Origin of the sequence: Granulicella sp. dw_53, from assembly GCF_018449545.1 — a bacterium.
In the GTDB taxonomy this organism is placed as follows: Bacteria; Acidobacteriota; Terriglobia; order Terriglobales; family Acidobacteriaceae; genus Edaphobacter.
In genome coordinates this window covers 127,911-140,906 of record NZ_JAAVUR010000016.1, presented here as the reverse complement: position 1 = coordinate 140,906, position 12,996 = coordinate 127,911, and the positions used below count along the sequence as shown (strand labels likewise).

The 12,996-nt window shown below is 53.8% G+C and carries 7 protein-coding genes; 4 read left to right on the top strand and 3 right to left on the bottom strand.

What is annotated here, in order from left to right:
* Positions 1 to 747 precede the first annotated feature (747 nt).
* Together panC and panB are read right to left on the bottom strand one after the other, a co-directional pair.
* A complete protein-coding gene (gene panC / locus HB393_RS20990) occupies positions 748 to 1,617 on the bottom strand; it encodes a pantoate--beta-alanine ligase (protein WP_213807163.1) in 870 nt (289 codons plus the stop codon).
* A 3-nt stretch (positions 1,618 to 1,620) separates the two neighbouring features.
* Positions 1,621 to 2,487, bottom strand: coding sequence for a 3-methyl-2-oxobutanoate hydroxymethyltransferase (gene panB, locus HB393_RS20985; protein ID WP_255551448.1), 867 nt, complete (start codon positions 2,485 to 2,487; stop codon positions 1,621 to 1,623).
* 438 nt (positions 2,488 to 2,925) lie between these two features.
* Between panB and HB393_RS20980 the strand changes: the two genes are divergently transcribed.
* The 4 genes from HB393_RS20980 to HB393_RS20965 all read left to right on the top strand — a co-directional run bounded on the left by HB393_RS20980 (position 2,926) and on the right by HB393_RS20965 (position 10,087).
* Positions 2,926 to 4,266, top strand: a complete 1,341-nt coding sequence (locus HB393_RS20980; protein WP_213807161.1) for a hypothetical protein — start codon at positions 2,926 to 2,928, stop codon at positions 4,264 to 4,266.
* Positions 4,267 to 4,561: 295 nt separating this feature from the next.
* Positions 4,562 to 5,494 (top strand): metallophosphoesterase, encoded by a 933-nt coding sequence (locus HB393_RS20975; RefSeq protein ID WP_213807160.1) that lies wholly within the window; start codon positions 4,562 to 4,564, stop codon positions 5,492 to 5,494.
* Between the two features lie 117 nt (positions 5,495 to 5,611).
* Positions 5,612 to 8,737, top strand: a complete 3,126-nt coding sequence (locus tag HB393_RS20970) for a TonB-dependent receptor (protein ID WP_213807159.1) — start codon at positions 5,612 to 5,614, stop codon at positions 8,735 to 8,737.
* A 201-nt stretch (positions 8,738 to 8,938) separates the two neighbouring features.
* Positions 8,939 to 10,087 carry a hypothetical protein gene (locus HB393_RS20965; RefSeq protein WP_213807158.1) on the top strand — a complete coding sequence of 383 codons (1,149 nt, stop codon included), beginning with the start codon at positions 8,939 to 8,941 and terminating at the stop codon, positions 10,085 to 10,087.
* Positions 10,088 to 10,133: 46 nt separating this feature from the next.
* On the opposite strand, the gene HB393_RS20960 is transcribed toward HB393_RS20965, so the two are convergent.
* On the bottom strand, positions 10,134 to 12,914 hold the full coding sequence (locus HB393_RS20960) for an EAL domain-containing protein (protein WP_213807157.1): 2,781 nt from the start codon (positions 12,912 to 12,914) through the stop codon (positions 10,134 to 10,136).
* Between the last annotated feature and the right edge of the window lie 82 nt (positions 12,915 to 12,996).

Here is a 12,996-nt window from a genome sequence, read left to right as displayed (position 1 = left end):
GAGCAGGCGAATTTCAAAGGATTCTCCAGGATGAAGATGCAGCAGGATGCGGCTCGCAAGCGACCCGTTCACTAGTGAATATTATGAATGACACAACGACGAAACCGAGTCGCCAAGCAAAACCACTCATTGGTGTGACCTCATCGTCTAGGGAGAATAATTGAGTTCAATATTTGCTACTCGTTCTTCTTGATTGTGTTTTTGGTCCATTTTCGGTCGAGGAGATTCGAAACGAGATCACACAAACTGTCCTTTCCTGCCATCCAGTTCCAGGAGTACTCCACCGTCGGACGGATTCATGTTGGACCACCACGTCATCGTACACTGCCCCTTCTGGACCACGAATCTCATCGCATCAACAGCGCCACACCGCTCGCTGCAGATGGAACATCACCTTCGAATCGCGCTGCTCGCGCGGTCTCACATCGCGGTCAGGATCTTAGCTAACGAGTTTGCAGAGGTAAAGGGATTGCCCTGGGACTTATCACGCCACCAACATAATCGACGCGCTGAGCTGCGTGGACATGATCTTCCCTGGCTTCCTCTTCATCCTTGGTGTGCCAATTCCGCTAGCGATCTAAATTCGCTTAAGAAGAGCCACTTCGCCGGTGGCGCAGGCAGCTTGCGAAAGTATGGCGGTTGCTCATAGCAATGAGTTTGTAGTGATCTTCGAATAGGTTCATCAAATGTTTTTCAATATAGTGACTGTTGTCCGTGATTGGCTCAAGAGGTGATGTGGTGCTCTGATCAACAGACCGATGCCTTTCTTGGTGTAATGAGGATGTTGTCGATCAATCGAGTAGTGCCTACCCATGCGGCGACAGCCACCAACGCACCGCAGATGACATCGTTCAATGGTTCCAGAGTTTGCGGATCGACGATCTCCGCGTAGTCCAGGCGAATGCCGTCCGCGGTCTGCAATTCCTGCAGCAACAGGTCGTAGAGAGGAGAGGCTGCATGCTGTCCCTCAGCGACTGCCCGTTCAACTTTGCGAAGCGAACGTGAGAGTACCAGTGCTCGCTTCCGCTCTTCGGCGGTCAGGTAACGATTTCTTGAACTCAGCGCGAGACCGTCCTCATCTCGAATCGTAGGGCAGACCACGATCTCGAGATCGAAGTTCAAATCGCGCACCATGGCCTGAAGGATAGCGACCTGAGCGGCATCCTTTTGGCCGAAGAAGGCTCGATCCGGCTGAACGATATGGAAGAGTTTGGTGACGACGGTGGCGACACCGCGGAAGTGACCTGGACGTGAGGCACCGTCCAGTCGGCCACCGATCTCCGGAACATCGACCCAAGTTTGTGTGCCCGCTGGATACATCTCTTCGACCGTTGGAGTGAAGAGCAGATCCACTCCCTCGCGTTCCAACATGGCACAGTCTTCTTCAAAGGTTCGCGGGTATTTAGAGAGATCTTCGTTCGGCCCGAACTGCAGGGGGTTCACGAAGATGCTCGCCGCTACTCGATCGGGGCTCTTTCGAGCAGCCCGGATCAGCGATAGATGCCCTTCATGGAGCGCGCCCATGGTTGGGATCAGAGCGAGTGTTTGGTGTTCAGCTTCGCACCGGATGGCTTTGCAGAGCCGCCGCATTTCATCAATGGATGTCACTAAGCGCATAGATCAGCGCTTACCGTTCGCAGGTTGATGAGCACCAGTCAATTCAATCGAAACTCCAGCAGGCATGTGGTAACTTTCCCGATCGTTTGGAAAGCTTCTGGTTCTTACCGCCTCGCGGAAATCTTCAAGTCCGTTTCGAATCAAGGTGGCCGCATTCCCAAACGATCGCACAAACTTGGGCGGCTGGCGAAACGAGAGCGAGAAGAGATCATGGAAGACCAGAATCTGCCCGTCGCAGTCTGGTCCGGCCCCGATGCCGATGGTGGGAATCGTCAACAGGGAAGTGATGGAGGCTGCCAACTCGCGAGGAATCCCTTCCAGGACCAACGCAATTGCCCCTGCCGCCTGCAGTGCGAGGGCATCTTTGCAGACTTGTGCGGCAGTGGCCTCCGACAGTCCCTGCACCCGGTAGCCCCCCATGCGGTGTACCGACTGCGGTATCAGTCCAATATGCCCAAAGACCGGAATTTCCGCAGTGGTAAGTGCTTGCACTCGCGTCGCCTGCGAAACTCCCCCCTCTAGCTTTACCGCCTGGCTTCCCGATTCTTTGACAAATCGTAATGCATTGCGCACCGTATCTTCCACTGAGATCTGATAGCTGCCGTAAGGAAAATCTACAACTAGCATCGCCTGTTGTACGGCCCGCCGGACTGCACGTGCATGGTGCAGCATCTCCTCCATGGTGACGCTGAGTGTGTCCTCGTACCCGAGTACTGCCATTCCGAGGGAGTCCCCCACGAGCACGATGTCGATACCAGATTCGTCGGCGAGACGAGCGGTAGGGTAATCATAGGCTGTGACCGCCGCGATAGCGGTGCCGTTCTGCTTTTGGGAAAGCAGACTTTGCGGCGTAACCTTGTCCGCGCGCATGCGAGGTTCCCCGTCGCGAGGTCCAGTTAAACTCATCTTCCTCCAGTGCCACTCCGAAACTCCGGATGCAGCCCGAACTCGAAAAGTATACGCGGAACTCCTAGAATTCGGCAGTCGCGCCTTCACCACACAAGTGTCACTCAAAGCTGCCAATATTTTTGACGGTGAGATTCGGAGTTGCACCCTGGCGCTAGGCCTTGGATGGAAGCGATGATGAGTTTAGGCCGTTCTGCCCGCTTCTCGCAAGCATTTCTTATAGCTACCGTCTGTAGAGCGTCACGCAAAGTGCCAAGGACATTGAGGGTAGATCGTCCGGGTTGATCTACCTCTTAGGTACTTCCATACATCTTAGCTGGGCCACACTAGAATCGTTTGCGCCTCCACGCCATTCATCTGGTTTTTACGAAAGGTCCGTAAATTCTAGGTGTGGGGAGAGGTATGAGCACGGCGACACTCGATACTGAGCTTTGTCTGGACGGCGGTGCATCGGTACTCCCCGATGACTCGCGGTGGCAGCTGACAGTTCGGGTTGCGGAAAGTTCGCGGTTTAAAACTTCATCCTTGTTGTCCCAGTTTCTGCTCTTCATCTGCGAAATGAAGCTTTCCGGACGTGAGGATGAGCTGACGGAGCAAATCATCGGGGAACGCGTCTTCCGACGGCGGCCTGGATACAGCACAGGTGAGGACAATATTGTTCGTACCTATGCGCATCGGTTGCGAGCGAGGCTTGAAGAGTATTTCGATAGCGCTGGCCAAGCAGAGACTATGCGGATCCAGATTCCGCGAGGCGGATATGCACCAGAGTTTGTTTCCTGCGATCTAACCTTGGCCTCCATACAAGGGGCAGCAGTGAAGGATATCGAGCCAACGCAGAGCGTGGCCGAAGTAGAAGTAAAGGAGGCTACTGCGCAGAGAGTGGAGCCCCTGGCGAGAAAACGGGTTTCGCGCTGGATCGTCTTGGCATCAATGTTATTGGTCGCGGGCCCGGCAGTACTATGGTGGCGGACTCAGCAGCCTCCCCCCTCTCCCGCGCATACGCTTTGGAAGCAAATGTTTTCATCGTCTTCCCGAACCTACCTCGTCACAACGGACAATGGTCTTGGCGTTCTCCAGGACCTTTCGGGCAAATATGCGAGCTTGAACGATTACCTCGACGGCAGCTATTTCGCACAATTCGACCAGAATGATACGGAAGAGCATCGCAAGCTAAGCCGGTTGAGCCGCGAACGTCTGACGAGCGTACCAGACTCAGCCGCTGCCGCTTCGCTGCTTACACTGCCCGAGGCGAAAGGCAAGACAGTTCTTTTGCGCAATGCCCGTGCTTTGCAGTTAAACGATCTGAAACAGACTAATCTGGTGCTTTTGGGTTCCACCTACGGCGACCCGTGGGTCTCCCTTTTTGAGCCGCAGATGAACTTTCAAATGAACTATCATGCAGATCCGGATACATACGAGTCGGAGATCGTTAACCGGCATCCACGTTCAGGCGAGCAGGCTACGTATCGGAACAGCAGTACGGTGGCACCCTATACTACCTACGCCGTGGTCGCGTTAGTGCCGAACTTAGACAAGACTGGTTGGGTGTTGATTGTGGAGGGACTCACGATGGCGGGCACAGAAGCCGCGATTGAATACCTCATGCACAGCGACGCGGAACCGTTTCTGAAGGAGGCCTCGAACGGAAGCGGAGGATTGCGCCCGTTCGAAGTGACACTGAAGACGACAAGTTTCGACTCTGAATCCTCCTCCTCCACGCTCCTGCTAAAGCGAATTTACTGAGACTACGGCCAGCCTTCAAATACGCCCGCAAAGTATGACGCGGTGGGTCCCTCTCCATGCCTCTCCGCCGAGGGAGCAGGGATTTTGCGTCTCACTTGGCTTTGTGACAGTCGCATGAAAATTGCGTAACCGGTCTGACTTCGCATACATAAACTGCTTGAAATCAATAGGAAGTAACGTTAACGGGCACGTTATGACACTTCCGCGTTTGCCAATAAAGCCAGAGACTCGGCTCATCACCGTCCGAACTGAGATGAACTCCGTGTGCGGTGATTCCTTTGACTCGAGGTTACTGATGAAGCGACGCGATTTTCTTGCTCTGACCGCTCTAGGTTCTGTTAGCTGCCTTTCACCGCGCTTTGCGGTGGCAAAGACCCTAGCATCGGCAGGTCCTAGTGATTTTGATTTTGTCTTCTTTACGGACACACACATTCAACAAGAGCTCGACGCGGCCAAGGGGTGCGCGATGTGCTTTGAAAAACTGAGTGGCCATGGTGCAGACTTCGCGATCCAGGGGGGCGACCATGTGTTCGATGCGCTGGGCGTACCGGTGGAGAGATCAGAGTCGCTCTATGACCTTTACGCCCAAACGGAGAAGCGGCTAGGCATGCCAGTGCACCATGTGATCGGGAATCATGATGTAGTAGGCGCGTATTCAAAAAGTGGATTGGCCGTCACCGATCCGCGGCAGGGAAAACGAACGTATGTCAGTCGTATCGGGAAGACATACTACAGCTGGGATCACAAGGGATATCACTTCATTGTGCTGGATTCGATTCAGTTGACAGACGATCGCAATTGGCAGGCAGGCATCGATCCGGCACAGTTAGAGTGGCTGTCGAATGACCTGAAGTCGATCCCCAATGGAATGCCGGTCATTGTGGCTGTCCACTGCCCGATTACAACCGGCGCGCTGGCCTATAGTCTGCACGATATGAGCAAACCTCCCAAGTATCAGCAGGCATTTGTGAACAACGCGTGCGACGTAATTCCTATTCTGACGCAGCATAATGTGCTGGTGGTACTGCAGGGCCATATTCACATCAATGAGACTGTTCTTTACAAAGGCATCCCGTTTGTGACGTGTGGTGCGGTTTCGGGCGACTGGTGGCGTGGTAGCCACTGGGAAACACCGGAAGGCTATACCGTGGTGAGTCTCCGTGGCGGTAAAGCAACGTGGCGCTACGAGACCTACGGCTTCAAGACGATCTCGCCTCGAAACGACTAGACCGACAACCTTTAATTCAGACCATTTCCTACGGAGTCCTGCATGTCTCGCATTTGCTCGTTGCTGTATTACAAAAGGACGTTACAACGTCTTCTGTCCGCTCCAATGATTGTTCTCATGTTATTTGTTCTGTCTGGGAGGTACCCGCTGCTTGCACAGTTCACTGCTGGCTCAGTGACGGGCATTGTGAGGGATAAGGCAGGCGCCCCGGTCGCCAGCGTTCCCGTCACTGCCGTGCAGGTGGAGACTGGTCTCACGCGCAACGAGACCACCAAGAACGATGGCATTTACAGCCTCGCCGACCTGCCAGTGGGCGACTACGACATATCTGTCTCCGCACAAAGTTTTTCGACTCAAAAGACGCGGGTCACTGTGACTGCCGGGCACATCTCACGTTGGGACCCGATGTTGGCGCCTGGGGAAACAACTCAGGTGGTAGACGTGTCAGCCACAGCTGCAAATCTCGAGACAGAGAGTCATCAACTGGCCGACACGATGTCTTCTTCTCAGATCGAAAACCTTCCAGCGAATGGACGCGATGTATTTGCTACGCTTACGACGCAGACGAACGTGGCGCCATACACTGGCTCCGGCAATAGCAGGTCGGACATCAATTTCTATGGTGTTACGGCGAATTCACTTACCATTGGCGGCAATGCGTGGGGTATGGCGTCGTTCCTTGAAGATGGAGTAACGAACTTCAACCTGCTCACGAAGACAGCGAACATTCAGCCCTCGATCGAAAGCGTGCAGGAGGTAACGATCGTCCGAAACGGTGCTCACGCCCGCTATGATGAGCCCAATGTAGTGAACGTGGTGACCAAGGGTGGGAGCAACGCCTTCCATGGCCGCCTGTATGACTATCTGCGTAACGATGCACTGAACACCTTTGTGAAGAACAACACCACGAAAGCCCAGCTTCGCTATAACCAGTTCGGCGGGAACGTGGGCGGTCCTGTGATACGCGATCGCCTCTTTTTCTTCTTCGACTACTCGGGGCAGCGTCAGTCCAGCCAATCTATTCTGAATGCCAATGTGCCGACCGCGCTGGAGCGTTCAGGTGATTTCTCGCAGAGCGGCGTGACGATCTATGATCCAACGACGTACGATTCGCGTACCAAGACGATCAAACAGTTTTCGAATAACAAGATCGACCCGTCGCGTATCTCGGATTTTGCGAAGCGGTTTCTTGCCTATATGCCATTACCTACGGGCAGCCCGATCCCCGGAAATAACTTTTATTCCACCGGAGCGGCAACCACGAATTATGATCTCTACCTTGGGCGCGTGGATTACAACCTGAGCAGCAAGGATCTTATCTACGGTGCTTACAGCCGGTCGAATCCGGCGGACTTCAGCCCGAGTTGGGGATTGGAAGGCATCTTCAATACCCTTTACACGCGCGATGCGAAGAATGCCTACGTGGAAGAGATCCATACCTTCTCGCCGCATGTGGTGAATACGGGACGCGTCGGCTACAACTACAGCAACATCCTAGTGAAGATCAGTGGCAATGGCCGGGAGAATTACTCACAGGAGTTCGGGCTGACTGCGCTATCGCCAGCCCCGCAGCAGTGGGCGCCCCCGATCGTGTATTTGAACTCCCATTCGAGTTTGGGCAATGCGACAGCTCCGGAGGGATCGACGCAGGATCTCTACCAGTATGCGGATGAGTTGAGCTGGGTTCACGGTCGCCACACGACGGTATTCGGCTTCCAGCTTGACCGCGTGCAGTTCAACGCAAACTGGACGGTCTACAACAACGGGCTGTTTCGCTTCAGCGGAATCTATACGAACAATCATGCTGCTAACCCGACCGGGGGAGAGGACATCGCCGATTTCCTGTTGGGGCTACCCTATAACGCCGAAGGCGCAGTGGGAGCAACAGTGGGGGCGTTCAGACAATACAACTTCACTCCCTATGTGCAGGGCGACTGGCGCGTATCGGACAAGCTGACGTTAAATCTCGGCCTACGCTACGACTACTACGAGTCACCCGCAGATGTACACAATAACTCGCACGTCTATGACGTAGCGACAAACACCACGCATACCGGCACGTTCCACCAGAACTATCTGAATGTGGCCCCGCGGTTGGGCTTTGCCTATGCGGTGCTGCCGGACACGACGGTGCGTGGAGGCTATGGCGTCTACTACGCTCTGCCTCTTTACAACAATTACCAGTTCCTCCTGTCGAATGCGCCGAACTACTTCCTGCAAAACAACACGTACACTAACACTCAATTGGTACCGACGTATGCGACCTTTGTAAGCAATCCGTCCGGATCGACGCAGGCCCCATTTACGACTGCGCTCAACATGCCTACCCCCTACGTTCAACAGTGGAACCTTGCGGCCCAGCATGCTTTCAGCTCGAAGCTAATGGGAGAAGTAACGTATTTGGGAAGCAAGTCGACGCACCTACAGATCCGCCACAATCCAAACCAGACAGCGCTGTCTGATCCCGCGAACCCAACACCGATCGCAGCACGTAGGCCCTACTCGTGGGTGGGCGAGGTCCTGGAAGCAGCTGATCTCGGATCTGGCGGCTATAACGGTTTGGAGCTTTCGATGCAAGGTCACTATGCATCGGGCGCTTCCTTCAATGCAAGCTATGTTTACTCGAAGGCGTTGGACATTCTAACGACAGAGGAACTCTATCCGGAGGCTGGGTTGGATCTGGCGAGGGATTGGGGGCTTGCCGACTTCAACCAGAAGCATGTGGCGAAGGTGAGCGGTGTCTATCCGCTACCTTTTGGCCGGGGGCGCCGTTGGCTGAATGCCAACCGGTTTATGGAGGAGACCGTTGGCGGATGGAATGTCAGTGGATTCCTGGTCATGAACGGCGGCATGCCTTTCTACGTCTCTGCTACCGATAACTCCAACACGGGTTCCTACCACGCGATGCGCGCGAATCAGATTTGCGATCCCACGTTGAAAAATCCGAGCGTGAAGATGTTCTTCAACACTGCTTGTTTTGTGCAGCCGGGTACATATCAGTTGGGGAATGAGCGACGCAACAATCTAATCGGGCCTCACAACACCGACACAAATCTCTCCGTGATGAAGAATTTTCCAGCATTTCGTGAGCAGTTTCTTCAATTCCGGGTGGACTTCTTCCACGCCTTCAATCATCCTCTGTGGTCACAACCGAACGCCTCCACGACGGCGACGAACAACGGACAGGTCACTTCATTTGGAGGATCTCGCGCCATTCAGGGGTCTCTCAAATACTCGTTCTAAACGGTTTGAGAGCCACAGCAACTAAACCAACCTTACTGACCAGGAGAGTACTATTGTGCAAGTTTCTAAGAGAACCGCATTCTTCGCGCTGATGATGACACTGCTTTCCTCTTACGCAGTAGCACAGGTGGGTACCGAGAATGCGGCGATCGTGGCGGACCCTCAAGATATTTCGTGCGCCAAGCTGACGGATGCGAACACTTGGACCAGTTTCCATCCGATATGAGTAATGTCGGCACCGCGCACACCACGTTGGCCAACTTTTTGGCGAACAATCTGGATGAGACGGCTCCAGAACTGACGAGCTCAAACCACCCGTCAACGATTGGATATGACAACGGTGTAGAGTGGGCATCGGGTGACCAAAGTACGTCGGTGTGGCACCCCCAGGGCATGACGGAGCTTACGGTGAACGGGCTCAATGTTCATCTAGTTGGCTGGAGCTATATCAACACGGCTCCCCCGGCAGGCGAACCACAGGAATATCCCAACGGCTCTCGACTCTCCATCATGAACACACAGGCACTTAATAACGCTCCCTACCGAGATGTGATTCTAGTGCTGCCTACGGGCAGCGGCACATACAAGCCAGCCATCCAACACGCGGGTGGTTTGGCGGTATTTGGACATTATCTCTACACCACGAACACGAGCAACGGATTTCACGTCTTCGATCTCGATAACCTGATCGCTGTGGACGCGGATAACACGCTTTGCAAGGAGTCGGATGGTGTGACTGGGATCTTCGGCAAAGTTGGATCGAAGTGGTGCGCGGATGGCTACGGTTATATGCTTCCCGAGATCAGCGAGTACCATGCCAGTGATACTTGTAACGTGAAGGTTGCGTATGATTGGGCCGCACAGGATCCACGTCCTTCGACGCCGTTGCTACTCTCGGGCGAGTACTGCAACTTGGCCGGTTATGGATGCGGCTCAAACAGCGTTGGTGACCGCGCTCTTTACACCCGGATGTTCCAATGGCAAATGGACGGCGACAAACTGAAAGCTTCTTCGGGCGTCGCGACGCCTTCGCAGGTGTACTACCTCAATCAAAGAAATGTGCAGGGCGCGGCTCCGGACCAAAATTCTGGCGCTCTAACAGACAGCTACTGGCTATCTTCATTGCGTCATGACTCCTCCCTCATAAAAGTAAGTCCCGCTTCCTCAGCTAAGTACTGGAGTGTAGACAACCTGGAAATACCCTGGGAGCCGGAGGGGCTATTTTCTACAACGGCGAGCCACCTGTGGATTCTGACCGAGGGCAACGACAATGCTTCTGGCGGTATCAATACAAATCCGTCTACAGGCGGTCGCGTTCTCATCTATATAGATAGCACTATGATTGAGTAGGTTTAGCCAACCAGCTGATACTGCGAGCCAGGGATGTGGGCCGTTTTCAAGCAGTAAATCCGGCATTGGTCTTTACTCGATCTCTTTCCAAGGTGGTAACGAGGGCTTGAAGTTTTGGAAGGTCCATGGGGCGACCAAGATAAAAACCTTGAGCGATATCGCATTGTTCTGTTTTCAGAAGAGCGAATTGTTCCATTGTCTCGACGCCTTCGGCCATTACATGAATGTCGAGTCCATGGGCCATCGCAACGATGGCGCGTACCACTGCCAGATGGTTTCTCTGTGTCGTAGAGTGGCATATCAACGATTTATCGATCTTGATCCAGTCGACAGGGAAGCGAGTAATGTAAGAGAGATTGGAGAACCCGATTCCGAAGTCGTCGAGAGCGAGCTGTACACCCAATTTGCGAATCTCCGATAAAACATGGTGGATATGAAATGAATCGCCCATTAGAATATTTTCGGTAATCTCCACGGTAAGGAGATGGGGCGAGCGGCCACTTTGAACAAGGGCTTCATGGATCATTTGACATAGATCTTTGTGGAGAAACTGGCGGGGCGACAGGTTGACGGCGAGCGAAAGTGACCGATTCACACTTCGTTCCAAGAGGCCGATTTGGCGGCACGCCTCCCGCATAACCCATTCACCGATAATTACGATCAGGCCAGCCTCCTCAGCTACCGGGATGAATTCAGCAGGACCGATGCTGCCAAGTTGTTTACTGTTCCACCGTAGCAAAGCTTCAACCCCGGTGAGCTCGCCGGTGGAGAAGCTGATCTGGGGTTGATATTCCAATTCGAACTCGTGTAGCTCCAGAGCGCGTCCCAGGCCGCTCTGAAGCTGACGTTTCCTAATTGTGGCGGATTCCATCTCAGTCGTAAAGACTCGGAAGCAGTTTCTGCCATCCGCTTTCGCGTGGTACATCGCTGTATCGACGCTCTTCAGCAAGACATCGGCACTGACTTCTCCGTCAGAGATCGCGCAGACGCCAACGCTCACCGAAATCGGTATTTCCTCTTCCCCGATCGGAATTGGCACCGAGAGGGCCGTGATGATCTTTGCCGCGACCATTTCGGCACTTTCTGCCTTGTACAAGTCGGTGAGTAGAACGACAAACTCATCCCCTCCCATTCGCGCAACAGTGTCAATCTTGCGCACCATGGCGACGAGGCGCTGCGAAGTGACGCACAAAGCCTGATCGCCGGCGTGATGACCAAGGGAATCATTGATCTGTTTAAAGTTATCGACGTCCAGCATGAGGAGCGCAATTCCCGTCTTGTAACGACGGGCACGGGCCAATGCAATTTGAATTCGGTCGTGAAGCAACATGCGGGTGGGGAGTCCGGTCAGGGCGTCGTGTTGAGCAATGTGACGGAAGCGTTTTTCGCTCTCACGAATTGTCTTCGTCTGCTGATCGACACGCTTTCTGAGCACAACGACCCACCCGAGGACCGCAGCCGTAATTGCAATGGTTAAGGCAAGGAGAAAAAAGATCCGGGCTGCGGTCCACCAGGAGGGTATGGCAAGGATGACCACATCCTGCGGCGAACGCAATAAAATCCGAAACGAAGTTATGACAGTTTGCCCTCTGCCGCGCGACGTCATTTGGGTGTCTATCTTCACCGAGCAGATTCCGGTGATACGAAGCTTGCTGCCATTGTTGATCGCTGGAATATGGGACTCGATTGAGCCTTCTGGAAGGATGACAGGGAAGATAAACTTTCCTGACGATAACATCAGGGTTCCTTCTTTCGTATCCAATTCGTGTCCGATCAACTGGCCTTCGATTTGGACAAGGGACGAGTCATGATTACCTCGAAAGGCTTCTTTGGCGGTGATTACCGAGGGTAGAACCGGATCGTTGCCCCCTAGGGGCTTGAACACGGCATTGATCAGGCTGGGCTTATATCCTCCCGGAATCGCGAAGCCGAGGATGTCGGCCGATTCGCCAAGGGTGAGATGAGTGTTCTGAGAAGACAGCGCACAGAGTCCTTGAGTCTCATCCTGTATGCAGAGCATTTTCCCGGGCCACTGGAGTGTCACCCGTCCGCGAACGTGGATGCGGTGGGGCAAAGTAGCAGTTGGAGTGAACACGGAGAGACTTTTGATGGGGCGTGGGGGAATGCTGAAGGGATTCGATGGTGCGACATCTGCGATTGTCACTGCAGTCATGTCAGGAAAGAAGACGTGAAAGCCGGTCATCTGACCATCAGCATTAAAGAGAGGACCGGCATTGCCGCGGATGCGAACAGTCGCATCGATCAATCCGTCGTAGTCTACCCCGGGGGCTTTTGCTGTCGTGGCACTCATCGATCCGTCCGCGGTTGCAACTTCCACTATAACGTGGGTTGGGGTCTGAAAGACCGATTGCACTACACCCTCGATCTCCACCAACTGAGCATCTTCTGTTCCTGTGAGCAAGCGGGTAAAGGTCATTGGTTTTGCTTTAAACGAAACATTGGAATGACCAACAAAGAGAATGGAAGGATTTTCAAGGACTGGCGCAAAGTCTCCAGTTCCGCTCCGGCCGTGGATATCCACGATCGTGCCGACGGACGGTGGCCCCGAAGGCCAGATATGTTTTTTGGGTAACCGTACAAAGATTCCGGCAGTCGAATCGTGAACGAAAAAGATGTCATCGTCATAATAAGTGACTGTGGCACGGATGTGGATTGGATAGTGCAGCCGGGCCTCCGAAACCGGCAAACTGTGCGCCTCAAGAGCGGTGGTGAGGGTTCTCAGTTTGGTCGCTACGGGGGCGAGTGGCTGCGCTCCAGCTTCTAAGAAAGGGAGCAGGATAGCGAACGCCAGACAGGCAGGATGCAAGTCCCACCTTTGCACTCGAATTGAGTCTGCTCGGTTCAAGTATGATCCAGTTGAACTAACCCTTCGCACCATGGAATTTGCT

What these genes read in the sequence shown, in the direction of transcription:
- HB393_RS20975 (WP_213807160.1), top strand. Translation starts at nt 4,562, where the DNA reads ATGAAGCGACGCGATTTTCTTGCTCTGACCGCTCTAGGTTCTGTTAGC.
- HB393_RS20980 (WP_213807161.1), top strand. Translation starts at nt 2,926, where the DNA reads ATGAGCACGGCGACACTCGATACTGAGCTTTGTCTGGACGGCGGTGCA.
- panB (WP_255551448.1), bottom strand. Translation starts at nt 2,487, where the DNA reads ATGCGCGCGGACAAGGTTACGCCGCAAAGTCTGCTTTCCCAAAAGCAG.
- HB393_RS20970 (WP_213807159.1), top strand. Translation starts at nt 5,612, where the DNA reads ATGTTATTTGTTCTGTCTGGGAGGTACCCGCTGCTTGCACAGTTCACT.
- panC (WP_213807163.1), bottom strand. Translation starts at nt 1,617, where the DNA reads ATGCGCTTAGTGACATCCATTGATGAAATGCGGCGGCTCTGCAAAGCC.